Source organism: Erwinia piriflorinigrans CFBP 5888 (genome assembly GCF_001050515.1).
GTDB lineage: Bacteria > Pseudomonadota > Gammaproteobacteria > Enterobacterales > Enterobacteriaceae > Erwinia > Erwinia piriflorinigrans.
On sequence record NZ_CAHS01000015.1, the window covers coordinates 13459 to 38608 of the forward strand.

General features: G+C 54.7%; 20 protein-coding genes. 10 read left to right on the forward strand and 10 right to left on the reverse strand.

Features of this window, described 5'->3' with window-relative positions; translation table 11 throughout:
• On the forward strand, positions 1-855 hold the full coding sequence (gene kdsA / locus EPIR_RS08350; RefSeq protein ID WP_023654911.1) for a 3-deoxy-8-phosphooctulonate synthase: 855 nt from the start codon (positions 1-3) through the stop codon (positions 853-855).
• Between the two features lie 118 nt (positions 856-973).
• Entirely contained in the window at positions 974-1393 is a 420-nt protein-coding gene (locus EPIR_RS08355; protein ID WP_023654912.1) for an META domain-containing protein, read from the forward strand.
• 68 nt (positions 1394-1461) lie between these two features.
• Here the strand turns inward: EPIR_RS08355 and chaA are convergent, their stop codons facing one another.
• The 6 genes from chaA to EPIR_RS08385 form a co-directional block, all read right to left on the reverse strand.
• Positions 1462-2553 (reverse strand): sodium-potassium/proton antiporter ChaA, encoded by a 1092-nt coding sequence (gene chaA, locus EPIR_RS08360; RefSeq protein WP_023654913.1) that lies wholly within the window; start codon positions 2551-2553, stop codon positions 1462-1464.
• A gap of 434 nt (positions 2554-2987) precedes the next feature.
• Entirely contained in the window at positions 2988-4016 is a 1029-nt protein-coding gene (locus tag EPIR_RS08365; RefSeq protein ID WP_023654915.1) for a LacI family DNA-binding transcriptional regulator, read from the reverse strand.
• Between the two features lie 28 nt (positions 4017-4044).
• Positions 4045-5454 carry a sucrose-6-phosphate hydrolase gene (locus tag EPIR_RS08370; RefSeq protein WP_023654916.1) on the reverse strand — a complete coding sequence of 470 codons (1410 nt, stop codon included), beginning with the start codon at positions 5452-5454 and terminating at the stop codon, positions 4045-4047.
• Positions 5451-6824, reverse strand: a complete 1374-nt coding sequence (locus EPIR_RS08375) for a sucrose-specific PTS transporter subunit IIBC (RefSeq protein WP_023654917.1) — start codon at positions 6822-6824, stop codon at positions 5451-5453. The genes EPIR_RS08370 and EPIR_RS08375 overlap by 4 nt, the downstream gene beginning before the upstream one ends.
• Positions 6825-6859: 35 nt before the next feature.
• On the reverse strand, positions 6860-8404 hold the full coding sequence (locus EPIR_RS08380; protein ID WP_023654918.1) for a carbohydrate porin: 1545 nt from the start codon (positions 8402-8404) through the stop codon (positions 6860-6862).
• 194 nt (positions 8405-8598) lie between these two features.
• Positions 8599-9525, reverse strand: coding sequence for an aminoimidazole riboside kinase (locus tag EPIR_RS08385; protein WP_023654919.1), 927 nt, complete (start codon positions 9523-9525; stop codon positions 8599-8601).
• Between the two features lie 287 nt (positions 9526-9812).
• Between EPIR_RS08385 and EPIR_RS08390 the strand changes: the two genes are divergently transcribed.
• Positions 9813-10490, forward strand: coding sequence for a gamma-glutamylcyclotransferase (locus EPIR_RS08390; RefSeq protein ID WP_023654920.1), 678 nt, complete (start codon positions 9813-9815; stop codon positions 10488-10490).
• 114 nt (positions 10491-10604) lie between these two features.
• On the opposite strand, the gene tagF is transcribed toward EPIR_RS08390, so the two are convergent.
• From tagF to icmH, 3 genes are read right to left on the reverse strand one after another with little or no spacing between them, the layout of a single operon-like run.
• A complete protein-coding gene (tagF, locus tag EPIR_RS08395; RefSeq protein ID WP_023654922.1) occupies positions 10605-11303 on the reverse strand; it encodes a type VI secretion system-associated protein TagF in 699 nt (232 codons plus the stop codon).
• 12 nt (positions 11304-11315) lie between these two features.
• Complete coding sequence (tssM, locus tag EPIR_RS08400; RefSeq protein ID WP_023654923.1) at positions 11316-13430, reverse strand: type VI secretion system membrane subunit TssM; 2115 nt, start codon at positions 13428-13430, stop codon at positions 11316-11318.
• The gene (icmH, locus tag EPIR_RS08405) at positions 13430-14653 is read right to left on the reverse strand and encodes a type IVB secretion system protein IcmH/DotU (protein ID WP_023654924.1); all 1224 of its coding nucleotides are present in this window, start codon (positions 14651-14653) and stop codon (positions 13430-13432) included. Before icmH ends, tssM begins: the two co-directional genes overlap by 1 nt.
• A 502-nt stretch (positions 14654-15155) precedes the next feature.
• On the opposite strand from icmH, the gene EPIR_RS08410 reads away from it, so the two are divergent.
• Both EPIR_RS08410 and EPIR_RS18570 read left to right on the forward strand, forming a co-directional pair.
• Entirely contained in the window at positions 15156-16598 is a 1443-nt protein-coding gene (locus tag EPIR_RS08410; RefSeq protein ID WP_023654925.1) for a YchO/YchP family invasin, read from the forward strand.
• Between the two features lie 93 nt (positions 16599-16691).
• Positions 16692-16877, forward strand: coding sequence for a bestrophin family ion channel (locus EPIR_RS18570; protein ID WP_420834759.1), 186 nt, complete (start codon positions 16692-16694; stop codon positions 16875-16877).
• 123 nt (positions 16878-17000) lie between these two features.
• Here the strand turns inward: EPIR_RS18570 and EPIR_RS08420 are convergent, their stop codons facing one another.
• The gene (locus tag EPIR_RS08420; RefSeq protein WP_023654929.1) at positions 17001-18068 is read right to left on the reverse strand and encodes a porin; all 1068 of its coding nucleotides are present in this window, start codon (positions 18066-18068) and stop codon (positions 17001-17003) included.
• A gap of 843 nt (positions 18069-18911) precedes the next feature.
• Here EPIR_RS08420 and EPIR_RS08425 point away from each other — a divergent pair.
• The 5 genes from EPIR_RS08425 to astE are packed head-to-tail and all read left to right on the forward strand — an operon-like array spanning position 18912 to position 24992.
• Positions 18912-20132, forward strand: coding sequence for a bifunctional succinylornithine transaminase/acetylornithine transaminase (locus EPIR_RS08425; RefSeq protein WP_023654932.1), 1221 nt, complete (start codon positions 18912-18914; stop codon positions 20130-20132).
• Positions 20129-21163 carry an arginine N-succinyltransferase gene (gene astA, locus EPIR_RS08430; RefSeq protein ID WP_023654933.1) on the forward strand — a complete coding sequence of 345 codons (1035 nt, stop codon included), beginning with the start codon at positions 20129-20131 and terminating at the stop codon, positions 21161-21163. Before EPIR_RS08425 ends, astA begins: the two co-directional genes overlap by 4 nt.
• A complete protein-coding gene (gene astD, locus EPIR_RS08435; protein WP_023654934.1) occupies positions 21160-22629 on the forward strand; it encodes a succinylglutamate-semialdehyde dehydrogenase in 1470 nt (489 codons plus the stop codon). The genes astA and astD overlap by 4 nt, the downstream gene beginning before the upstream one ends.
• Entirely contained in the window at positions 22626-23951 is a 1326-nt protein-coding gene (gene astB, locus EPIR_RS08440) for an N-succinylarginine dihydrolase (protein WP_023654935.1), read from the forward strand. Before astD ends, astB begins: the two co-directional genes overlap by 4 nt.
• Positions 23952-24002: 51 nt before the next feature.
• Positions 24003-24992, forward strand: a complete 990-nt coding sequence (astE, locus tag EPIR_RS08445; RefSeq protein ID WP_023654936.1) for a succinylglutamate desuccinylase — start codon at positions 24003-24005, stop codon at positions 24990-24992.
• The last annotated feature ends 158 nt before the right edge of the window (positions 24993-25150 follow it).

Genomic DNA, 25150 nt, shown 5'->3' on the forward strand with positions numbered 1-25150 from the left:
ATGAAACAAAAAGTGGTTAGTATTGGCGACATTAAGGTGGCAAACGATCTGCCTTTTGTGCTGTTTGGCGGCATGAACGTGCTGGAATCACGCGATCTGGCCATGCGTATCTGTGAACATTACGTCACCGTTACCGAGAAACTGGGCATTCCTTATGTGTTCAAAGCCTCATTTGATAAAGCCAACCGGTCTTCTATTCACTCTTACCGTGGGCCGGGCCTGGAAGAGGGGATGAAAATCTTCCAGGAGATCAAACAGGCTTTTGGCGTGAAAATTATCACCGATGTCCATGAGGCGAGTCAGGCCCAGGCGGTTGCCGACGTGGTGGACGTTATCCAACTGCCAGCGTTCCTCGCGCGTCAAACCGATCTGGTCGAGGCGATGGCAAAAACCGGCGCGGTGATCAATGTCAAAAAACCACAGTTTGTCAGCCCGGGCCAAATGGGCAACATTGTCGACAAGTTTGCCGAGGGGGGTAATGAAAACGTTATCCTTTGCGATCGTGGTGCTAACTTCGGCTATGACAATCTGGTGGTCGACATGCTGGGCTTCAACGTGATGAAGCAGGTATCAAACAACAGCCCGGTGATTTTTGACGTTACGCATGCACTACAGTGTCGCGACCCGATGGGCGCCGCTTCCAGCGGTCGTCGCGGCCAGGTCACGGAATTGGCGCGCGCAGGGATGGCGGTCGGCATTGCCGGGCTGTTTATTGAAGCGCATCCAGACCCGGCGAATGCTAAGTGTGACGGCCCGTCGGCTCTGCCGCTTGACAAGCTGGAACCGTTCCTGTTGCAGATGAAAGCCATCGACGATCTGGTGAAAAGTTTCCCAGAGCTGGATACCAGCAACTGATCGATCGCTTCAATTCACGGGCCTTACCGGGGCCCGTTCTCTGACCGCATAATGCGCGTTGACCCGTCTGAGATCTCATCTTCTTAAACCAAAATGGAAAGTATCTAAAGGAGTTATCATGAAGAAAAGCCTGCTATTACTACTGGGCGCTATCGCCGTAAGCGGCTGTAGCAGCATTGCCGCGCAGTCCGATAGCCCACAGTTGGCAAACCGGATGTTTGTGCTTAGCGCCGTGGATGGTAAAGCGGTGACGTTGCGCGAGGGGATCAAGCCTGGGATCAACTTTGATGCAGGGCTGAAGGTGAGCGGCGTGATGTGTAACCGCTTCTTCGGTCAGGGCAAACTGGAGCAGGGCCTGCTGAAGGTGCCGCAAATGGCATCAACACGGATGATGTGCAGCGATCCGCAGCTCAACCAGTGGGAGCAGATTTTGAGCTCGGTACTGATGAATGGGGCGGCGGTCAAAGTGACCGAACAAACCCTGCTACTGACGGGAAGCGGACATTCGCTGGAGTATCAGGCGCAGACCCAACAATAATCCCCGTCATCTGACAGGCTAAAGTGGCCTTGCAGCGGGGGACGCGATAAGCCGTCCCCCGCAGTAGATCACAGCATAACCGTCATCAAATAGGCAATAAACAACGCCAGATGTGCCGCGCCGTTCAGCACATTGGTACGCCCGGTTGAGAAGGAAATCTGGCACAGCAGCAGAGCGGATATCATGACCACCATCTGCGGTGCTTCCAGGCCGAAAATCAGATGCTGTCCGGTCAGAGTAGCGATAATGGTTACCGCTGGGACAGTCAGTGAAATGGTGGCCAGCACTGAACCAAAGAACAGGTTCATCGCACGCTGAACTTGGTTTGCCAGCACCGCTTTAATCGCCCCTAATCCTTCAGGTGAAAGGATCAACAGCGCCACCAGGAAACCGGTAAATTGCTCCGGTGCATTCAGCTCGGTCAACAGCGATCCCAGCGTGTTGGCATTCATTTTTGTGACCGCAATAACCGCAATCAGATGCACGATTAACCACAGGGTGTGCCAGGTACTGGAGTGAGAAGAAGGCTTACCGTGCTGCGGATCTTCCCCGTCATCTTCATGCTCATAGACGAAAAGACTCTGGTGAGTTTTGGTCTGAATAAGCAGGAAAACACCGTACATAGCCGCCGAAATAGCCGAAACCAGCAAAGCCTGAGCGACGGTAAAATTACCGCCGGGCAGTGCATTTGGCAACACCAGTACGATCATTCCTAATGGGAAGATGGCAATCAGGTACTGCTTAACGCCGGCCAGATTAACATACTGGGTGGCAAACTTACGGCCGCCAAGCAGCAAGGCAAAACCCACCAGCCCGCAGGTGACTATCATAATGATGGAGTAGAGCGTATCACGCATAAGCGCCGGAGCGGCATCACCGGTGGCCATCAGGGCCGAAATCAGACTGACTTCCAAAATAACCACGGACAGGCTGAGGATCAGCGAACCGTAGGGTTCACCCAGGCGATGTGCCAGCACGTCAGCATGGCGTACCACGCTAAAGGCACTGCTCAGGATAGCCACCAGCGCTATCAGGTTGATGGTTGTCACTAATGCAATTGAAGAGGTGTTGCCCCATAACCATAAAATAATCAGTGCGGCGATGGGTAAAAGCAGGGAAGACTCTTTATGACGGGTTTTAATGCTGTCATGCGCACTCATAGGCAAACGCTCCTTATCTAAAGCCTGTTGACCTGCACCCGTGCGCAGGCTCGTTAGACACAGTCTGACAAATTGAAAGACAAGTGGTGAAAGTATAACCCTTTTTTCTTAATCTATTGGTTTTGTTTACGCTGGTTTACGGTTTTTTTGCAAGTATCAATTTGAGTGGCGCTATTTATGCAGATTACCCTTCTATCTTGATGAAAAATAGTGGGGTTTATTCTGAATGGAAAAGTTAACTCGTCAATTTTAAGGCGAATGTGTTGCAACTATGTGATGAAAACAGAGGTTTGGCCCAATAAACAGGCTATGTAAGACTAATCAACATGGTATTAACGGGGTTGTCCGGCACCAGACTTATCAGCCTTTAAGGCGTTAGCGTATTTACATCCGATCGTTCAATCACTACCCTTTATGCCAGCAGGCGGCCGGGGCTAAATCTCATCGCCAAATGGCGTAGCACGCCGCCATTTTAACCGTGCCGGTAGCCAGCGTTGAGAAGTTTGTGGTATCTGCTCGTCTATCAGCTGCGTGATGAGCTCGAAGCAATTCCATGCCAGTAACCGTTCATCCTGTTCGACCGTATCAATACGTATCGATAACGCATCATACAGGTAGTGATCGTCAAAGCTGCTCAGATGCATCGGCGTATCCAGCAGCTGATGCTGGGTGAGATAGCGCAGCACGCCTTCCTGTAGCCCACAGGCAGCGCAGAACAGCGCCTGCGGCACGCGGCCAAGACGCGTATAAAGTTCAGCGAACAGTTCATAGCCTGAACTGGCGTGATAATGTCCGTGCATGATCCACTCTGGTTTGGCTATTACGCCAGAACGCTCCAGCCCAAGATGGAATCCAGCGAGGCGATCGCGCGTTGGGGAAATACGTGGCTGACCACCGAAAAAATAGATCTCGTCGTAGCCCTCTTTCATGACGGCGTGCACCAGCCTGGCGGTCGGCTCGATGGCGTCAGTGATCACCAGTGGCAGCGTCGATTCGCCGAGGTGGCGGTCAAACAGTACCACCGGCAACTGTTGGTTAATTTTTTGGTACTGTGCATCGTTCAACATGCTGGAGGCGACGATAAGCCCGTCGACCTGGCGTTGAATAAGATTATTAACCGCCAGCGTTTCCTGACTGGCATTTTCGGCAGTACAGGCGATCAGTAGCTGTAAACCGGCATCGCGGCACAGCATCTCAAGTTCGTGGGAAAAACGTGCAAAACCGTGGTTAGTCATTTCCGGCACTATCAGCCCGAGAGTATGACTGCGGACGGAGTTAAGGGCGCGGGCGTGAATACTGGGCTGATAGTGCTGTTGGCGGGCGATCTCCAGCACGCGATCGCGGGTTCCCTGTGCAACGCGCAGTTCTTTGCCCCGGCCATTCAGCACCAGGCTGGCGGTGGATTTGGACACCCCCGCCAGCCGGGCAATATCGTTAATGGTAATACGTTTGTTTTTTGTCACAGCGGTTCAGGTGAGAGGGATCGTAGCCTCATTCTATCACGCATTGTTTTAACCTCCAGTAACGCAGCGCTATCCCCGCGCTGCCGCTGAAGCGAAGTTGGGGCTGTGGATCGGGGAAATAGCGCGATGACATCACCGCTTCGCCATCATTAATAAAGATCTCAATGCTTGAACGATCGCAGAGAATACGCAGGGTGCGCACCTCACCCAGCCAGTAACGCTCCTCCGGCTCACCGCTACGCAGATTGTTACGGCGCAGCGTGATGCCTTTTGGCTCAACGTCCAGCGTTAGCGTGTCGGCAAAGCTGGCGTGGCAGATGCCGTCGATCGACAGCTCCAGCTCGGCACTGGCAATATCCAGTTGCGGTAAACTGTCAGCGCTGCCGTTGTGCCGAATCTCCTGCTGGCGCAGCTGTTGCAGTTCGCGCGCCGGATGCTGAAGAACCCGGCCAGCGGCCAACGTCAGCTCACGCGGACAGGTCATGGTGTGCATCCAGCCATGCGCTTTGGTCGGCTGAAAGAACTCGTCGCCATCAGGTATGCCCATCCAGCCAATCAGTAGCCGCCTGCCGTCAGCGCTCTGGCAGGTTTGCGGCGCATAAAATTCAAACCCGTGATCCAGTTCATGAAACTCGCCGTGGCGGAAGTGAGCGCGGTCATAGTCCAGCTCGCCGCAAAAATAACCACTCTGGAAGGTATTGCGATAACGCCATTGCTCGGCTGGCAAGCCCTGTGGGCAAACTATCAATACCTGGCTGCCATCCAACTCGATCAGATCCGGGCATTCCCACATATAGCCGAAGTCGCCCAGTCCGTTAAGCTGGCTGCCGGCAATTTCGCCGAGCAGCGTCCACTGGTGCAGATCGGGTGAACGCAGCAGCAGCACCTTGCCTTGTAGCGTCAGATCCTGTGCGCCGAGCACCATATACCACTGGTCGTTGTGCTGCCAAACTTTAGGGTCGCGTACATGTCCGGTATACCCTTCGGGCAGCGCCAGCACCGGCCCGAGCTTACGGTATTCACCCTGTTCATCTCGCGTGGCGAGGCACTGCCACGCGGTGCGGCTGCCATCGTCGAATTTAACATTACCGGTATAGATCAGTGTCAGTACGCCAGCGTTATCCACCGCGCTGCCTGAATAACAGCCGTGGCTCTCATAGCTTTCCGACGGGGCCAGCGCCAGCGGTTCATGCTGCCAGTGAACCAAATCGGAGGAGCTCCACTGGCCCCAGAACTTGGCTCCGTGCTGGCAGGCCAGCGGGTTCCACTGGTAGCACAGCACATAACGCTGATTAAACTGGATAAAACCGTTGGGATCGTTCAGCAGCCCCACAGGAGGGGCAAGATGCCAGGCCGGACGGTGATGATCAAGCGATGCACGCTGCTGACCGCTCACCACGGCGCGCAGAGCCTGCTTCAGCAGATGGGCTTCGCTCATGCTTTTACCTCAAACTTGATTTTCAGCAGAAGGGACAGTACAAAGGCGATGCTGAAAGCGAGCACCATACCGACAAGGTAATTCACCAGTGAACTGGCTTGTACAATCGCCATGCCCGGCAGTGCTGTCAGGCCGACTGCGGTCATATTAACGTGCATAGTCACGACCCAGGCACCGCCGACCGCACCGCCGACCAATCCGGCAATAAACGGTTTGATATAGCGCAGGTTCACCCCAAAGATGGCGGCTTCAGTAATCCCCAGCAGGGCAGAGAAGCCGGAAGGCACGACAATGCTGCGCACTTTACTATCACGAGTCTTAAACCATACCGCCAGGCAGGCTCCGCCCTGTGCCACGTTAGCCATTGACCAGATCGGCAACAGGAAATTCACGCCTATCGACGGATTACCCAGCAGCCCGGCCTCTACCGCATGGAAACTGTGATGGACTCCGGTGATGACAATAACCGAATATAGGCCACCGAAAAGCAGTCCAGCCAGCCAGCCGGCATGGCCGATCAGCGTACTCAGTACCATTGAGAGACCGTCACCAAATGCACGTCCTGCCGGGCCAATAATCAGCAGAGCGACAAATCCGGAGATAATCACCGTCAGGAACGGCGTCAGGATGATATCCAGCGAGTCGGGGATCACTCGGCGCAGGCGCTTCTCGCAGTGGCTCATAAACCACACTGCCAGCAGGACGGGGAACACCGTGCCCTGATAGCCGATCATCGCAATCTCCAGACCGAAGAAGTTCATGGTGTGGAAACCGCTGGCCACGCCCCAGGCGTTGGTCAGCGCGGGGTGAGTAAGAATTCCGCCCAGCGTCGCGCCAAGAAAAGGATTGCCGCCGAATTCACGCGCGGCGGTAAAACCAATCAGAACTGGCAGGATAATAAACGCCGCAGAGCTGCACATATCCAGCATGATAAACAGCGCGCTGTCGGCACTGGCCCAGCCATATGTTTTCACCATCCCCAGCAGGCCCATCAGTAGGCCAGAAGCCACAATTGCCGGGATGATCGGCACGAAAATATTGGACAGCACGCGCGCGATACGCTGTAGCGGGTTAAGTTTCTTCGCGGCAATATCTGCCGCTTCGCTTTTACTCGACTCGCCGATCCCGGCCTCGCGCACAAATGCCGCATGCACTTTATTGACGATGCCACTGCCGAAGATGATTTGCATCTGACCGGCATTACGGAAGCAGCCTTTGACGCCTTCCAGCGCTTCTATCGCCTCTTTTTGAACCTTTGCGTCATCGACCATCACCAGACGCAGACGCGTGGCACAGTGCGCGGCGCTGGCAATATTTTCCCGCCCTCCTAGCAGGGGTAACAGTTCCTGGGCTGTTCTTTCAATATTCACTTTATGTACCTTGTTTTTATGTTGTCAGGCGCGTATCAAAACCAGGTTTCCATCTGTACGCCAAAGTTCCATTGACCACCGGCACCAAAGCCGCTGCTGCCGAAGGCATCATCGCTGGCATAGCGATCGAGAGAGCTGTTCCAGTCCATCCAGCTGGCAAAGAGACGAATTTCCGGACGGGTAAATAAATCGCCGATATCTGCAACTTTGAAGGTCGGGGCGAAGGTGAGTTTCCAGAAACTGCCGGACACCGCCTGACGCTGTTTGTAACCCTGCGGGTCGAGGTCCATATACTGGTAGCTTCCCTCGTATGCCAGCGCGAAGTTCTGATTGATTGCCTGAATAAAGCGCGCATTGACGGTCGCCCAGCGATAGTGGTCACCGGCGGCGTAGCGGTCGCTGCTGTTCTGAGCCAGAACCGCCGGAGCAAAGCTCCACGTCTTGTTGATCGGCGTGACACCGTAACTTGCAACACGCCATGTCTCTGCCTGCTGCGTCAGATTACCGTCGGAGCCAACGCCCTTGACCTCGGCACCAAGACCGTGACCATACAGCAGGGCCGTTTTTGCCGTGCCCTCACGCAGTCCCCAGAAACTGTCGTTATGTAACGCCAGCATGGCATGAATACCGCTGTCACCGGCGTTATGGTTTTCACGGCTGGTATTCACGCGCTGGTCGTTATCTTTCGCGCGCAGGCCGCTGACCATCAGCTGGAACGGCCCGGCAAAGTTGTTACTGGTGACGATATAGTTCTGAATGGTGTTATCAATGGCTTCGATATCACCGAAGTTACGTCCGTAAAGCGAGAAGTTGCTTTTCAGCCCATCTTGCCACTGCACGTCATAGATGCCGCCACCCGTACCGGCAAGGAACACCACGTCTGAATCGAGCCAGTGAATATCGAAATTGTCACGGTCGAAACGTTTACCGGCCCACAGGGTGCTGTCTGCAAACACGCCGCTGAAAGTCGGCAGGCTGCCCAACTCGACGAACGCCTGTCGAATGTTCAGTTCGCTGGTACTGCCGGTCCAGTCGTTATAGTCACGCTGTCCATCAGCAATCATCGTTTTGAAACGGGTGGTGGCTCCGTTGGCAAGGCGTTGCTTGTGCTCAAGGTTGAGCTCAACGTAGGTATTATTCTCGTTGCCCAGACGCCCGACGGAACCGCCGCTTTCCCCGGCTGGCGTCAGGTACGGGCCGCTCTGTGTGCCTGCCGCTGAATCATTCATAATCAGCCCGGAACGCGCATAGGCATGAAACTCAAAACCTTCGCCGGCCTGCGTGCCAGGCGCGGGAGCGGCCGCAACGGGCGCAGCGGAAGCAGCGCTGACGGGGGCCGTGACAGCGGTCGCTGGCTCTGTCTTTGGCTGCCGAGTCTGCGTTTCCAGACGCGCTATCTGCTGTTCGGCCTCACTGGCGCGAGTTTCAGCCTGTGCGGCGCGTTTTTCTGCCTGTTGCAGTCGTTGCTCCATCGCCACCAGGCGGGCTTCCAGGCTGTCGAGAGTGGGTGCAGCATAGCCAATAGCCGGGGTGCCAAGAGCAAGGGCAATGGCCAGTGTAATCAGATGAGGCTTATTCATTTAACGCTTTCCCAGAGTGATGATCTTATTTTTTTGCTAAACCGGTTCGGCAGGAGATTAAGCGAAATGGATCAAGCTATTCAATCAGATTTATGATCATCGGTGACGAAGTGTGACCGGGTTAGCAATTATCCCGTGTGACATCGAGCTGCGGGTGCGCCTGGCGCCTTCCAACAGCCCGATGATTTTAGCCGCTACGGGCGGAAGCGGGCGAGGTCGGCGGCGTAAGGCAGGGCGGTCATTGCTCCTTTCGCCGTGGTGGCGGCAGCACCACTGCTCTGCGCCTGCTGTACGGCGAACGCCAGGCGTTGTGGCTGCAACGGATCGTTCTCCTGCACCAGCGCGGCCAGCAGTCCGGCGACAAAAGCATCACCGGCACCGGTGGTATCAACCACTTCCACCTTCGGGGCAGCAAAGTGCTGCAGGTGGCCCGATTGCCAAACGCTGACGCCCTGGCTGCCGCGTGTCACCAACAGCAGCGCGGGCTGATAGCGACGGGTGAAATGATCGATTCCCTGTTCCAGCGTCGGGCGGTCGGTCAGGGAATGCAGTTCATCTTCAGACAGTTTGATGATGTCCGCCAGGCTGAATGCCTCAGCCACAATTCGTGCCATTTCATCCGCATCCTGCCACAGGTCGCTGCGCAGATTGGGGTCGAAACTGACCCAGCCACCGACTTGCTTAATTGCACGCATGGCATGTAGCGCTGCGCTGCGGGAGGGTTCTGCGCTCAAGGCAATCGAACACAGGTGCAGACCTTCACCGCTGGCAAACTCTGGCAGACGGTCCGTGCTCAAAAAGAGATCGGCAGAGGGGCGCACCATAAAGGTAAAATGACGTTCGCCTTCTGTATCCAGCGACACCAGAACCGTCGAGGTACGTTGACCTGCGGCACGATACATCGACGCGATATCGACGCCCTCACGCAGCAGGGTTTGCTGCAAAAATTCGCCGAACGGATCGTCACCTACGCAGCCGATAAAGGCACTGTTACCACCAAGCCGGGCGATACCGACCGCCACGTTAGCCGGAGCGCCGCCGGGGCATTTCAGCAGATGGCTTTCCTGTTCCGGTAACAGATCGACCACCGCATCGCCCAGTACCCAAATTTTTTGTTGCATCGTCATTATCCTGAAATGTGGTTTTGCCAGCACGCTAAACTGGTTTAGCAAAAAAATCAAAGCTCTTTTGTGCCAGGAAATTCTGCCCCAGGCGGGTACAGACAGGCATTCCGTGATGACAGTAGAACGTATCGGGTGAATTTTTTTCTGCTTTTGTGATCGGAATCAAACTTGATCGCACGGCAGGAAATGCATAAGGTCTTTAATAACGTGCATTTTTTGCCGAAGATAACGTAATGCAGGGACAGTGAATTCAAAGGATGTATGCAGCGACGTAAGAGGTGGCAATGCTAACAAGAGATTTTTTATTAAAAGCAGACTGCAAAACCGCTTTTGGCGATGTTGAAGAATCCCTGCTGTGGAGCGTGGAGCAGCGTGCCGCTTCACTTGCGGCAACGCTGGCTGCTCGTCCAGATAGTCGTTCTGTATGGATATTTGGCTATGGTTCCCTGATGTGGAACCCGGTGTTTGTCGCGGATGAAGTGGCTGCGGGAACGCTGGAGGGCTGGCATCGTGCATTCTGTCTGCGGTTGACCGTCGGCCGAGGCACCGCCACACTTCCCGGGAGGATGCTGGCGCTGAAAGAAGGGGGGCAGACCAGCGGACTGGCATTTCGTTTGCCGGAGGACAAGCTGCATGAAGAGCTACAGCTGCTGTGGAAGCGCGAAATGATCATGGGATGCTATTTGCCGACCTGGTGCCACCTCACTTTGGATGACGGCCGCACGGTGTGTGCACTGGCATTTGTTATGGATCCACGTCATGTCCTCTATGAAGCGGACTCCTGTGTGCAAACCATCGCCCCGCTGATCGCCCAGGCTCAAGGGCCGCTGGGAACTAATGCACAATATCTGTTTTCGTTAGAGCAGGAGCTGAAGCAGCGCGGGATGTTAGATGACGGCCTGACCGACCTGGTGCAGCGAGTGCGTGAGCTACAGCAGGACCATCATGGGTTGGTCGGGTAAGCACGACGATGCTGCTTTCTTTGTGACTGACCGGATGATGCTTGCCCCTGTTATCCGTATCCCCGCTCACTTCGCTCCTGCGACCGATCGTATCGTTTCCCTGGTGCAAAAAAGCTAGTCAAACATGGGAGGATAAAACCCGTGATGACCGGGCCGTAAACCTGCCGTTGGGTGGAATAATTGTGCAAACAGCCGTGCAGTCAAAATACCACTGTGCATATGGGTACTCAGCGGATAGTTATCACTCTGGTTTGTCCACCAGTAGCTGGTGTACTGCGCCGGGTCAAAACGACTGGCGACGTCGGCCCACGCCAGAGTACAGGGCCGATGGTCATAGCCGAGCACATCGAGAATATCAGAGCGTTCGGTATCTGGCAGGGGCAATGCTGCGATGCCACGCATCGCCTGATCCAGCCAGTCAACGCTATGCCGTTCACGTACCGCCTGATACAGAATAGTGCCCAGCTCTTGAAACCAGTCACCGGCAATGTTCAGCTGGGCAGGATGCCACTCTTTCAGCGGGACGCCCTTAACGGCCAGAAGCGGCCATGCGCGTCCCACGCGGTCGCGCGAAGGCATCAGGCAGCCAATTTGCACACGCTGCACGCCGAGCGTGGCGGGCAGGACGAAATTCCATACCGGGGCCTGACAAAAAGGGTCATGGTGATTGTCGTGCACGAGATCCCAGCTCAGCAGCCCCGTCTTAAACCAGGTTGACCAGCTTTGGATTGCATCCTCCTGTATCCCTTCCTGTAAAAAATCACCCGCAGTTGGCAGTTTGCCGTACCACCCCAGGTCATATTTCGTTGCCATAATGATGACCTTTTAGGGGTGCGCGGCGTCAGCCTGCAACGTTAAATGAGTGACAACGGCGGCGGCGGATGTGCCTGAAACCGGTGGCATCCCGGCATTATCCAGATTTTGAGCGAGTTTTTTCATCATAAGGGCATTATCAGGTCTGTAAGGTGAGCCGAGGATCTGGCGATCGAGTAACTGGATCAGATGCCAGTTCAGCTGTTGCAACTGGCGGGTACTGACGTTGGAGTGCGGATTGTGCCGCAGGTTCTGCATCACCCAGCCGCGCAGAAATTCACCATCATAGCTGCGAGGCTGATACAGCATCTGATAGGCGCGTAGCGCATTGCGACTGAACAGGGGATCGGCCCCCTGGTCATCATGCAGGATCTTGGTGATGGTCTGCGCCACGCGCGGCAGCAGTAATGATTGCAGCGCAGCCTGGTACAACCCCCAGCTTGCCCGGCTAATCTGATCGCCACGATAGAGACCGCCGCGCAGACTCAGTGGCGGTGCATCGAAGGCAAACTGGTTGCTTTGCGGCAATCTGACCAGAGCATTTAAGAACGGCAGCAGGGCGATCATGTCATCGCTTTTTTCATCCATCAGTCTGCTTGCCTGTTGGGTAACGGCGGGAAGACGTTCAGCGACCTGGTGCATATAGCGCTGATTTTTATCATAGCTGACCAGCCACAGCGCGGATGCCCCCAACAACGACAGGCCCAGCACACTATAGCCAATCCAGTGCAGGATGCGGTTGCGATGTTCCCACAAGCGATCGCTTCCCGCCAGCCGACTTTCCGGAAAGACCACATCGTTGAGCATACCGTGGATAAAGAAACTCTTGCCTTTATTTGCCGGGATAGGCGCGCTGCGGTTGACGCTGTCCCAGCTGGAAATGGGCTGTCGCTGCACATGCGGGAGTTGCAGTTTACGCGACAGCTCGCCCATCACCCGGTCAAAAGGTAAACCTTCCTGGGTGGCACTGGTAAAGAACAAACCGCGCGCCGTCCATGAGACCTCGCCCTGTCGCGTGGAGAATACGATATCAAGAAATTCCGCCAGAAGAGGGCGCAGGGCGCTGAACTCTTGCGGAAACTGAAAACACTCGGCGCGCAAAGTCAGGTCCGCTTCCTGGGCCATCTTTTCGCCGAGATTGGGCATCAGCCCTGCTGAAAGCAGGCGAAATTCGCGTTCGAATACGGCATCAAGACAGTTCTCGCCCTGACTTTCGGCGGGCCAGGGGAAGACAAAGCCCCACAACCGCTGACGCTGGCTTTTTTCCAGTGCGCTGAAATAGCGCATAAAACCTTTGAGTAAATCTGTTTTGGTCACCATCACGTAGACCGGGAAATGGATCCCTGTGAGTTGGTGTAGTTCAGCCATGCGGCTGCGCAGCGCGCTGGCCTGTGCGTGGCGCACCTCGGCCGGATTGCTCAACAGGTCGGCAACGCTAATGGTCATAATGACGCCATTGATCGGCTGACGCGGACGATAACGCTTCAATAGCGTGATAAATGTCTGCCATTCGCTGGCGTCGCGTGCGCGCTGGCTTTCTTGCAGGGTGTAACGCCCGGCGGTATCCAGCAGAACACCCTGCCGGGTGAACCACCAGTCACAGTGGCGGGTTCCACCTACGCCGCGTAGCGCCGTTTTGCCAAACTGGTCGCCGAGTGGAAACTCTAATCCGGAGTTAATGAGCGCCGTGGTCTTTCCCGCACCCGGGGCTCCTACAATCAGATACCAGGGAAGCTGGTAAAGATATTGGGTTCCGAAACGCGGTAAGAAGCCTTTCCGCCGGGCGAACTGGGTTTTCTTCAGAACCTGCGTCGCTTCATTAAAGCGATTGTTGAGGATCTCGCCCGTCGCCTGTCGCTGTGCGTTAAGGTGGTTTTCGGACTGCATCCGCGTAAGCAGCCGGCTATTAAACCAGGCGCGACAGAGCCCCGGAATAACCAGCAACAGAAGCCACAGCCCCCAAATTATGCCGATCAGCAGCCTGCGGTTTGAGGCACTGCTCAGGATATAAGAGTCGGCGGATGAGAGCAGCGGCCCGACCATCCAGATCAGCGCCGACAGGGCCGTCAACCCCATCGCTGCCCACAACATTCGGCTGGTGAAGAGTGTGACAAGGGTAACCGGCATCAGTTGTTCCCCGCAGCGCGGCTGCAATTATCTTTTTCAGGTGTGGTAAACAGGGTTATCTCGACACGACGATTATGTGCGCGATTCTCCGCACTGTTATTTGGCATCAGCCCCCGGCTATCGCCGCGCCCCTCTGCGCGCACGGTAATACAGGGTTGGGCCACTAACTGCACCATCATGGTACTGATGGCCTCTGCCTGGGCGGCAGAATATTCATAGGTTGATGCAAAAGGACTGGAAGGAGGCAGCCGATTGTCAGTGTAAACCCCAATAAGCAGGGTTCCTTTGAGGGATTCCATCGCGCTGGCGACACGGGCAACCAGCGCGCGTCCTTCCGGGGTAAGCGTCACTCCCTGGTAAGTAAACAGCGAATCGGCTGGCAGGATAACTTTATTGCCGTAGTCGCCGTCGGTGACATCAAGCCGGTGTGAGGCGATAAGGTCGCTAAGACGCTGCCGCAAATCGAACAGATCCTGCGGTGCGGCTGTGCGCTGACCGCCAGGCATCTGCGGCAGCGGTGTTTGCCAGATTTGACGCAGCAATGGCTCGGCAGAGCGCCCCAGCTGCCAGTTGAGTGTGGTGAAGATGGCACAGCCGATAAAAGCCGTCACGCAGATGCAGGCCCAAAGCGGGACAGGTGGGCGCGACGGCGCGCAGTGGAGAGCAACCTCGCAAGCCTGCGGTAAATCGGCAGCCGGTTCGGTACGCACACTCTGGATAAGCCTGGCCAGGCGGCCACGTACCGCATCACGTTGTAAGCGCCCATTGTCCATAGTGCGATAGCGCCCTTCGTAGCCCAGCAGCAAACAATAGTGAATCACTTCCAGCAAACACAGGTGCTTTGAGGGGGTTTGCGAAATGCGCGCCAGTAGCTGGAAGACCTTCTCCCCACCCCAGCTTTCTTTATGAAAGGTGACGAGCAGGCCATTGCCAGACCAGACGCTGCGGCTGCCCCACGGGGTTTGCGCGGCGGCTTCATCCAGCACCGCGCACAGACAATAACGTGCGCCAACTATCATTTCAAAAGGCAGTGTCATCCGCTTACAACGGGCTTCAAATTGACCCATTTCACCGATCAGCTGGTGGCGTAAACCCGCCGGGTCGTCATGAGTTGCCGCCAGGCGGATCTGCACAATGGCATTCAACAACGGTAAAGCGGCAGCGAGCAGGGGATTACCTGGGCTGACCGGCGAAACCGGATTTGCGTGAAATTCCAACGTCATCAGGGTCTAATTTTCTCAACGGTGTGCCTGTTGGCAAAAAGTCATTCATAATTGAATGTGACTTGCATCACTCACCGCCGTCCCTGGCAACCTGCATAACGAGGGGCGTTATTGAGATCCCTCGTGAAAATCACCTATCCAGTTGATGACTGGCGTAATACAGCCGCTTTCAACCTTCCACCGCGCATAACCCGAGTGAAAAGGTCAGGCGAAAAATGGATTAAAACTGTTCAGTTTACATAAAGATAAATCCGTAAGTTAGTCTACCTGACGCTTTTGGGAATGCAAACCATTGCGGTAGCATGATGGACCTGTTAGCCGGCACGCAAATCCCGCCCGCGCCTCCTATGGCGATAAACTGACAATCAGTTGGCATGCAGATTCCGTTATTCTGAATTTGCGTCCGTTCGCTCACAATTGTGTAGTTTGTGTTACTGTTATCTCTCTTGTTTTGTGATGAAACTCTCTCTTACGCCGTTTAAAAAGTGTTGCCAGCTAAGTTATGAGCCCATTCGACCGTTATCCGTTCTTTCCTTACTCGCTGTTGGCCACACTGGCGCTGAGCAGCTTTTCATCCGGTGACGCCCGGGCTTTCACTCAACAAATGCGTGTACCCGATGCACCCTTCGCCGATCCTGCGCGTTTTGAACAGATGCAGCAGCAACTACCCGCACTGGGCAAGATGAACGATGACGGTGAGCTGGAGAAAAAAATTGCTGAAGCCGCCAAAAGTATTGGCGAAGCCAGCATGAACAGCGACAGCGACAGATCTCTACGTGAAGAGGCCGGGATCTGGGCCTTCAATCATTTTCGCGATGTGGCGAAACAGCGGGCGGCCAGTGAAGGCGAGCAGTTGCTGTCTCCCTATGGCCGAGCCAGCGTCTCCCTGGCGTTGTCCGATGACGGCAGCTTTAACGGCACGTCTGCGCAGTTACTGACTCCCTGGCAGGATAACTATCAGTATCTGACCTTCAGCCAGCTGGGCGTTGAGCAAAGCGAATATGGCACCGTGGGCAATGCGGGGCTTGGGCAACGCTGGATCGCCGGAAGCTGGCGCATGGGTTATAACGCTTTTGTAGACAGTCTGCTGGGATCGGACAGGCAACGCGGATCGCTGGGGGCGGAGGCGTGGGGAAGATATCTGCGCTTCTCTGCCAACTACTATCACCCGCTGTCGGGCTGGCATAACCGGAGCGACAATTCGCAGATGCGCATGGCACGAGGTTATGACATCACCACGCGTGGCTATCTGCCATTTTACCATCAGCTGGGTGTCACGCTGAGCTATGAGCAGTATCTGGGAGATCATATCGATCTGTTTAACAGTGGCAATGCAATGACGAATCCCTCAGCGGTTTCACTCGGCATAAATTATACGCCGGTGCCATTGTTTACTCTGGCCGCCAGCCGTAAAGAAGGAGAGAGTGGCGAGTCGCAGAACCAATTCGCGCTGAAGATGAATTACCGTATCGGCGTACCGCTGCGCCAGCAGCTTTCGTCAGATAATGTGGCTGAAGCACAGTCCCTGAGTGGCAGCCGCTATGATAGCGTGGATCGCGATAATTCACCGGTTATGGCATTTCGCCAGCTGAAGACCTTATCGGTATTCCTTGCCACTCCGCCGTGGCAGCTTCAGCCCGGAGAAACGTTGCAGTTAAAATTACAAATTGCTCACAAAAATAAGATCAAGGCCGTCAGCTGGCAAGGTGATACCCAGGCGCTGAGCCTGACACCGCCGCCTGACAATAGCGATCCGCGGGGCTGGAGTATCATTATTCCCGCTTGGGACGGTCAGCAAGGAGCCAGCAATACCTGGCATCTGTCGGTCACCCTTGAAGACAGTCAACAACAGCGGGTGACCTCCAACTGGATTACGCTGAAGCTGTCACCGCCGGTGACTTTACAGGGCCCGGACACGGGGAATTTGAATTTTACCGATCCCTAAAATGGCAGGAACAGACCCTGCTGAATCGATGAATTTTGTCAATATTCCCAGCGCAAATATATGTGAGTAAACTCGCAAAAAACCACTTAGCGTCTGTTTTGGTCGCTATTACCCCTTGATACGCTGGCTGAAGAGCTGGAGATGCCATTTGGCTTTGCCAAAAATCATCTTCCGCTGGATGCGTTATGTACCACCATTGAAATTAATCTACGCGAAATGAATCTGGAGCAGGATCTGTCTGATACGCCGCAGCCGGATTCATGTTATCGGCTGACCTGACAGAACAGCGGCGGCAAGATAAGTTGGGTAGGATCGCGTCTTGCCTGCTGCCAGTAGCAGCACAGGCTGGCCAGTAGCAGCACAGGCTGGCCAGAAGCCAGCCTGTTTACCGCAGCCCGGCAATCAGAACTGATAGTTTACGCCGAGGCCGGTGACATCATCATTTGCCAACCCGAGGGGGTTAGTGTCTTTCAGCAGATTGAATTTGTATTCTGCGTATACCATGAAATTTTTGTTGAAGTAGTAGTAGGTGCCCGCAGAAATATATTTGAAAATATCCGCTTCGCCTTTGTTTTCAATATCTTTGCCGCGCGAGCTGACATAGGCGAGAGAAGGGCGTAAGCCATTCAGGAACTGGTATTGTGCGACTGCTTCAAAATTAACCGCTTTATTGGCAAAACCGCCGGAGATTGGCGTGGCGTTATGGGTGTTGCCATACATAGCCGCCAGATAGATCTGGTTGGCGTCATATTTGACGGCCGTCGCCCAATGCTCAGCGCGTTCGCCTTTACCGTAGCTGGCAAGGTTTTGTGCCTGAGTGCGGCGGAGATTCGCATAGGTACCCGACACGCCGAATCCTGAGTCGCCTGTCCAGCTGACGGAGGTCGCATAGCCATCGCCATTGGAACGGCGTACGGCAATATCACCGGTACGCTCATTTTTACCCTCATACTGCAAAGCGATATTTAGCCCTTCCACCAACCCAAAGAAATCACTGTTGCGCCAGGTGGCGACCCCGGTAGAGCGTCCTGAAAGGAATACGTCAGAGTTACCCGAGTCACCGCCGAACTTGGGCAGCATGTCGGTCCATGCCAGCACGTCATAGACCAAGCCGTAATTGCGGCCATAGTCAATCGATCCCCATTTACCATACTTCAAACCGGCAAAACCGAGACGGGTTTTATCACCACTGACCGCATCGCTGCCTTCGGATTTGTTTAGCTGGAACTGGTACTGCCACTGACCGTAGCCGGTGAACGATTCGCCGAGCACCGTTTCACCTTTGAAGCCCAGACGCGCGTAAGAGGCATCGACATTGTTGCTGTCATCGTCAGAGAGCACACGCCCAGCGTTAACCCTGCCGTTTAAATCGAGTTTGTTACCGTCTTTGTTGTAAATTTCTGCCGCCACTACGTGGGTTGACGCCAGTAAAACCGTTAAGGCTAATGCTATGGAACAGCGCTTCATCATTAAATAACCCTTGTTTTTAACTTATTATGTCTTTAGCTAAATGTGCGCTATCGAAAATGACATAAATAAGTGTTTCTTAAAAACCCATTACTTGTAACAATTTATTTCAGTTATTTGTTTTGCCAATAAATTGTCCCTTTTTTGCCCGTGACAGGGTGGTGGTAGCCAGGGGTTTAGCGCGATTTATCCAATATCTAACATGGGTAGAATTTAATTTAATGATTAAAATCAGATAAATAGATAAAATTAGTGCCATTTCCTTCTTATCTGAATATAACCTGAGCTTATATATCTTTTATCTTTAGTCTTTTTTGTACAAAAGTCCTGATAATCGATTTAAAGCAAATTAAATTAAATTTTTGTTAATACACAGTGTCCATATGTAATAAGTGGAATTCGATTCCAGAAAAATAACTTTGCTGATCAATAATCAGCATCGGGATCATAAGCAGTGAAACAATATTTTCGGGCTGATTGCATCACGATGGCGGGCCATTCTGGTGCATGTGACGCATTATGGCGCATCAGGTAACCGCTTTTTTTCACGCATTTCCACCAGCGATCACAGATTCAGGATTTATTTTCTAAATGCATAATTGTGCTTCTTGCGGGGCTTATCAGCCCAGCGAATTGGATGATTATTCACTTAATATGCATTAAATTTGAATAAAAAGATTACCTAACTCATTGATATTTAGTCTTGATGGTCGATTTATGCATTTTTTTCTCTGGATGGCATGCGGTGTGCAATCTACAGTACAGCAATGAGGAATCATCCTATTAACATTTATTAAACCTTCCGTTTACTTCGCCGTTGGCGGGGATGCGAAAACCGAGGCCACTATGCAACTATCAGTTACCCGTCAAGACTTCGACCAATGGATTGTGCCTACCTATGCCCCGGCGAATTTCGTACCGGTAAAAGCTGAAGGCTCAACCTTATGGGATCAGGAAGGAAGGTCTTACATCGATTTTGCTGGTGGCATTGCCGTGAACGCGCTCGGACACGCCCACCCGGAACTGCAACTGGCACTACAGCAGCAGGCGGCGAAGCTGTGGCACACCGGCAATGGCTACACCAATGAACCCGTGCTGCGTCTGGCTAAGCAGCTGATTGATGCCACTTTTGCCGATCGTGTGTTCTTCTGTAATTCCGGTGCCGAAGCCAATGAGGCAGCCCTGAAGCTGGCACGTAAAGTGGCGGTAGATAAAGGTTTCGAGCAAAAGAATGGCATTGTGGCATTTAATAATGCGTTTCACGGACGCACCCTGTTTACCGTTTCGGCCGGGGGACAGCCCGCCTATTCAAAAGATTTTGCCCCGCTACCGGGGGGCATCGCTCATGCCCCCTATAACGATCTTACGGCGGCGGCGGCGCTGATCACTGCGCAAACCTGTGCGGTCATCGTCGAACCTGTTCAGGGAGAGGGAGGCGTGCATCCCGCCAGCCTGGCCTTTCTGCAAGGACTACGCGAACTTTGCGATCGACAGGGTGCATTACTGATCTTTGATGAAGTTCAAAGCGGCGTGGGCCGCACCGGATCGCTGTACGCCTATATGCACTACGGCGTCACGCCTGACGTGTTAACCACGGCAAAAGCGCTTGGTGGCGGCTTCCCGATGGGCGCGATGCTAACCACTGAATCCCTGGCTGCGCATCTTAATGTGGGCAGCCACGGCACAACCTATGGCGGGAACCCATTGGCTGGCGCGGTGGGTGGTAAAGTGCTGGAACTGGTCAACCGCCCTGAAATAATGACGGGTGTGACGGAGCGCCATCAGTGGTTCGTTGAGGCCCTGCAAGCGATAAATCAGCGCCTGCAAATGTTTCAAGAAATCAGGGGGCTGGGATTACTGATCGGTTGTGAACTGAATGAGAATTACAGCGGCAAGGCAAAAGTGATTAATCAGATTGCCGCGCGTGAAGGGCTAATGATATTGATTGCCGGAGCTAACGTTATTCGCTTTGCGCCATCTTTAATCATCACAAAACATGAGGTGCAGGAAGGGCTGCTGCGCTTTGAAAGAGCCTGCCGCGCCGTTGCCGGAGGAGCCAGCATATGATGTTTATCCGCCCCGTGGAACGAGAAGACCTGGCCCAACTGCTTTTTCTTGCGGGGAAAACCGGCGGAGGGTTAACCTCGTTGCCTGCCGATCGCGACACGTTGGCAGCGCGAATCGAGCGTTCATTATTAACCTGGCGGGGTGAGTTGCCGCTTGCAGAGCAGGGATACGTGTTTGTGCTGGTAAACAGTGAAACGAATCTGGCCTCAGGAATCTGCGCGATTGAGGTGGCCGTAGGATTACAGGACCCCTGGTACAATTTTCGCGTGGGTTCTCAGGTGCATGCTTCCAGGGAACTGAATGTCTATAACATGCTACCTACTCTGACGTTAAGTAACGATCACACCGGCAGCAGTGAGCTGTGTACGCTGTTTCTCGATCCTGATTATCGGAACGGTAAAAACGGGTATCTGCTGTCAAAATCACGCTTCCTGTTTATGGCGGGTTTTCCTCAGCATTTTACGCAGAAGGTGGTGGCAGAAATGCGTGGAGTGAGTGACGAGCAGGGGCGCTCCCCTTTTTGGGATAGCGTAGGTCACCGCTTCTTTTCTATGTCATTTACCGACGCGGACCATCTTTGCGGCACCGGGCAGAAAGCCTTTATTGCCGAGCTGATGCCAAAGCATCCGCTCTATATCGATTACCTTGCGCCAGACGCGCAGGCCGTCATTGGTCAGGTGCACCCGCAAACCGCGCCAGCGCGTGCTGTTCTGGAAGCAGAAGGTTTCCAGTTCCAAAATTATATCGATATCTTCGACGGCGGTCCGACTCTGGAATGCGATATTTCGCGCATTCGCGCCATTCGCAAAAGTCGTCTGTTGAGGATGAAAATCGACGGTGCGCGGCAAGAGTCGCTGCCGCTGTGTCTGGTGGCAAATGAAAACTATCAGCATTTCCGCGTGATGCTCCTACCCGCCGACCCTGGCGCTGACAGCATCATCGTGACGGCAGCAGAGGCGGAAATCTTAGGCTGCCAGCCGGGCGATAACCTGCGGGTGGTGACGCTATGTCAAGAGGAGAAAAAATCATGACGCACTGTATTAATGGTCAGTGGTTACCCGGTGGTGGCGAGACATTGATTAAAAACGATCCGGTCACCGGTGACGTGCTTTGGCAAGGCCGAGGTGCAGACACCGTGCAGGTTGCGGCGGCCTGTGACGCGGCACGGGCCGCTTTCCCGGCTTGGGCCAGACGACCTTTTGCTGAGCGTCAGACCATTGTGGAAAAGTTTGCCGTGCAGCTGGAAAACAACAAGGTGGCATTGAGCGAGGCGATCGCCCGCGAGACCGGTAAACCACGCTGGGAAACGCAAACCGAGGTTCAGGCGATGATCAATAAGGTGGCGATTTCACTGCGCGCATGGCATGTGCGCTGCCCTGAACAGGCAGAGGGGGAAAGTTCATTACGCCATCGGCCTCATGGGGTCATGGCGGTATTTGGGCCTTATAACTTCCCCGGCCATCTGCCGAATGGTCATATCGTGCCTGCGCTGCTGGCGGGTAACTGTGTGGTATTCAAACCGAGTGAACTGACGCCGTTAACCGCAGAGATCACGATGCGGCTATGGATTAATGCCGGGCTGCCGCGCGGAGTGCTTCATCTGTTGCAGGGCGGGCGAGAGACCGGGCAGGCTCTGGCTCAGGAACCACAGGTAGACGGCATACTGTTTACCGGCAGCGCCGCCACGGGTTACCAGCTGCATCGTCAGCTGGCGGGGCAGCCGGAAAAAATGCTGGCGCTGGAAATGGGGGGGAATAATGCGCTGATCGTTGAAGACCCGGACGATATTGATGCTGCGGTGCATATTGCCATTCAGTCTGCCTTTATCAGCGCCGGACAACGCTGTACCTGTGCGCGCCGTCTGCTGGTAAAACGCGGATCGGCAGGTGACGCTTTCCTTGCACGCCTGGCGGCGGTGGCGGCGAATATTCGCGTAGGTCGTTGGAACGATGAACCGCAGCCATTTATGGGCAGCGTGATTTCACCGCAGGCTGCTGAAAAAATCTACGCTGAGTGGCAGGCCCGCATCGATGCGGGCGGCAAAGTGCTCCTGCCGATGCGCTGGCCGGATCGCAGCAGCGCTATTTTGACGCCGGGAATGATTGACGTGACGGATGTGCGTGACATACCGGATGAAGAAATTTTTGGTCCGTTGTTGCAGGTGATCCGTTATGACGATTTTACCCACGCTATCCGGCTTGCCAATCATACCCGTTACGGGCTGGCTTGCGGCCTTATTTCACCTCAGCGGGAAAAGTTCGATCGGTTGCTGATCGAGGCTCGTGCCGGGATCGTGAACTGGAACAAGCCGTTGACCGGCGCGGCCAGTACTGCCCCGTTCGGCGGCGTTGGTGCTTCCGGCAACCACCGGCCCAGCGCCTGGTATGCCGCAGACTATTGTGCATGGCCGATGGCATCGCTGGCTTCGGCAGATCTAAGCCTGCCGGCCAGCCTGTCTCCGGGATTGGATTTTAGCGCAACGAAGGAGGCTGAATGAGCGCGCGCGAAGTGAATTTCGATGGTTTACCCGGGCTGACTCACCATTACGCCGGACTGTCTTTTGGCAATGAGGCCTCGGCGCGCCACCAGCACCAGGTGTCCAATCCTAAGCTGGCGGCATTGCAGGGGTTGAAAAAGATGAAGACCCTGGCCGATCTCGGTTACGCTCAAGGGGTTATTCCGCCCCACGAGCGCCCGAATATCGAGGCGCTGCGCCAGCTTGGCTTTAGCGGTGGCGATGCGCAGGTACTGGCTCAGGCCGCGAAGCACGCCCCCCAATTGCTCAGCGCCGTCAGTTCTGCTTCGCCGATGTGGGTAGCCAACGCGGCAACGGTTTCACCCTCTTCTGACAGCAGGGATGGTCGGGTACATTTGACCGTCGCCAACCTGAACAATAAATATCATCGGTCAATAGAAGCGCCAACCACCGCAGCGCTGCTGCGCGCCATTTTCCGCGATGGTAGCCATTTCAGCGTGCATGATGCGTTGCCGCAGGTCGCTCTGTTTGGGGACGAGGGGGCGGCAAACCATAATCGTTTTAGCAACGGATATGGTCAGCCGGGCGTACAGCTGTTTGTCTATGGCTGTGCCGGGGCTGGCGGCATCGGCCCGGTGCATTACCCGGCACGTCAAACGCGTGAGGCCAGCGAGGCGGTCGCCAGGCTGCACCAGCTTGACGCCGCGCAAACGCTGTATGCACAGCAGAATCCGGCCGTTATCGATAGCGGGGTATTCCATAACGATGTGATTGCGGTCAGTAACCAGCAAACTTTTTTCTGCCATCAGCGGGCGTTTTTGAATCAGCCCCAGCTGATGGATCGGCTGACGCAAAAAGTGCCTGGCTTTAACCTCATCGAAGTGCCCGACGAGCGCGTCAGCGTGGCGGATGCCGTTGCTACCTATCTGTTTAACAGCCAGCTGCTCAGCAAAGATAACGGCAAGATGCTGCTGGTGCTGCCGGAAGAGGCACGCCGCCATGCTGGTGTCTGGAGCTGGTTGAAGGAAATGGTCGCCAGTGATGCAATGATTGATGAACTCAAGGTGTTAGATCTGCGCGAGAGCATGTGCAACGGGGGGGGGCCGGCCTGCTTGCGGCTGCGCGTGGTGCTTAACGAGCCGCAGCAGGCGGCAGTTAACCCGGCGGTAATGATGAATGATGCCCTGTATGCCACTTTGTGCGGCTGGGTCGACCGCCACTACCGCGATCGCCTGTCGCAGGCAGACCTGGCTGACCCACAATTATTGTCAGAAGGGCGAGAAGCACTGGACGAACTCACCAAGCTGCTAGACTTAGGTCATGTTTACCGTTTTCAGCAATAGCGCGTAGTTTGTCGCACCGGGCTGAACGGCGATTTAATCTAAGAGGAATATATGCAGGACTTTCTACAACTTACCCTGTCCGGCGCTCAGCCAGAACAAAAGGAAGGGCATAACGACAAGCTCCGCTGGCGCTGGCTTAACGTCGGTATACTTGAGTTGACGCCGCACCACAGCGTACCCAAGGCGTTGGTGGTATCAAGTGGCATTCACGGCAATGAGACCGCTCCGGTAGAAATTGTCGAACAGCTGGTTAACGCCTTGCTGTGCGGTGAACTGGAGCTGCAAACCCGCCTGCTGGTGATTTACGGTAATCCGGCCGCTCTCAGGCTGAATAAACGCTACGTGCATGGAGATATGAACCGCATGTTTGGCGGGCGTTGGCAGCAGTATGAAGATTGCCCGGAAGCCCGGCGTGCCTGGATACTGGAACAGGCGATGGAGAACTTCTGGCAGGCTGGCGACTATGAAGAAGTACGCTGGCACCTCGATATGCATACTGCTATCCGTGGCTCTTACCATACGCAGTTTGGCGTCTTGCCCCAGCGCACGACGCCGTGGCCAGAAGATTTTATGCACTGGCTGGCGGCGGCAGGGTTGGAAGCGCTGGTTTTTCACCGCGCCACGGGAGGGACCTTCACCAATTACAGCAGTCGACATTTCCAGGCCGCCAGCTGTACGTTGGAGTTAGGAAAAGCACTGCCTTTCGGTCACAACGATCTTAACCAGTTTGCAGCAGTGCGGCTGGCGTTGCAGCAGTTGATCATCGGCGGGGAAAACATCCCTGCTTCAACCGTACCGCGCCGCTATCGGGTGTCGCAGCAAATTACCCGGCGTTCTGACAGTTTCGTGCTGCACATGAGTGAAGACGTGCTGAATTTTACCGCTTTTCCCCAGGGAACGCTGCTGGCAGAGGACGGTGAAGAGCGCGTCTATGTTCAGCAGGCACGGGAATATGTGTTATTCCCCAATCCGAATGTCGCGACCGGGTTACGCGCCGGGCTGATGTTGGTAGAAGATAACGCGCACAATAAAGCGCTGTGAACGGTGCACGGCGTAGTTACGCCATGAGGATGGCATGTGGTCGTGGCGGGCGACATGTCTCCCTGATGCCGCTGCCGGTGAAGAAGTCAGATGATGTGTAAAGCTGGCGACTTTTTCCTTTCTCGATCCTTGCAAATCGATTACATTTCTACGCAAAA

Excerpts from the sequence above, each read along its gene's own strand:
- astB (WP_023654935.1), top strand. The coding sequence starts at position 22,626 with ATGAGCGCGCGCGAAGTGAATTTCGATGGTTTACCCGGGCTGACTCAC.
- astD (WP_023654934.1), top strand. The coding sequence starts at position 21,160 with ATGACGCACTGTATTAATGGTCAGTGGTTACCCGGTGGTGGCGAGACA.
- EPIR_RS08380 (WP_023654918.1), bottom strand. The coding sequence starts at position 8,404 with ATGAATAAGCCTCATCTGATTACACTGGCCATTGCCCTTGCTCTTGGC.
- chaA (WP_023654913.1), bottom strand. The coding sequence starts at position 2,553 with ATGAGTGCGCATGACAGCATTAAAACCCGTCATAAAGAGTCTTCCCTG.
- EPIR_RS08420 (WP_023654929.1), bottom strand. The coding sequence starts at position 18,068 with ATGATGAAGCGCTGTTCCATAGCATTAGCCTTAACGGTTTTACTGGCG.
- EPIR_RS08425 (WP_023654932.1), top strand. The coding sequence starts at position 18,912 with ATGCAACTATCAGTTACCCGTCAAGACTTCGACCAATGGATTGTGCCT.
- kdsA (WP_023654911.1), top strand. The coding sequence starts at position 1 with ATGAAACAAAAAGTGGTTAGTATTGGCGACATTAAGGTGGCAAACGAT.
- EPIR_RS08385 (WP_023654919.1), bottom strand. The coding sequence starts at position 9,525 with ATGCAACAAAAAATTTGGGTACTGGGCGATGCGGTGGTCGATCTGTTA.
- EPIR_RS08355 (WP_023654912.1), top strand. The coding sequence starts at position 974 with ATGAAGAAAAGCCTGCTATTACTACTGGGCGCTATCGCCGTAAGCGGC.
- tssM (WP_023654923.1), bottom strand. The coding sequence starts at position 13,430 with ATGCCGGTTACCCTTGTCACACTCTTCACCAGCCGAATGTTGTGGGCA.
- astA (WP_023654933.1), top strand. The coding sequence starts at position 20,129 with ATGATGTTTATCCGCCCCGTGGAACGAGAAGACCTGGCCCAACTGCTT.
- EPIR_RS08390 (WP_023654920.1), top strand. The coding sequence starts at position 9,813 with ATGCTAACAAGAGATTTTTTATTAAAAGCAGACTGCAAAACCGCTTTT.
- EPIR_RS08410 (WP_023654925.1), top strand. The coding sequence starts at position 15,156 with ATGAGCCCATTCGACCGTTATCCGTTCTTTCCTTACTCGCTGTTGGCC.
- astE (WP_023654936.1), top strand. The coding sequence starts at position 24,003 with ATGCAGGACTTTCTACAACTTACCCTGTCCGGCGCTCAGCCAGAACAA.
- EPIR_RS08370 (WP_023654916.1), bottom strand. The coding sequence starts at position 5,454 with ATGAGCGAAGCCCATCTGCTGAAGCAGGCTCTGCGCGCCGTGGTGAGC.
- icmH (WP_023654924.1), bottom strand. The coding sequence starts at position 14,653 with ATGACGTTGGAATTTCACGCAAATCCGGTTTCGCCGGTCAGCCCAGGT.
- tagF (WP_023654922.1), bottom strand. The coding sequence starts at position 11,303 with ATGGCAACGAAATATGACCTGGGGTGGTACGGCAAACTGCCAACTGCG.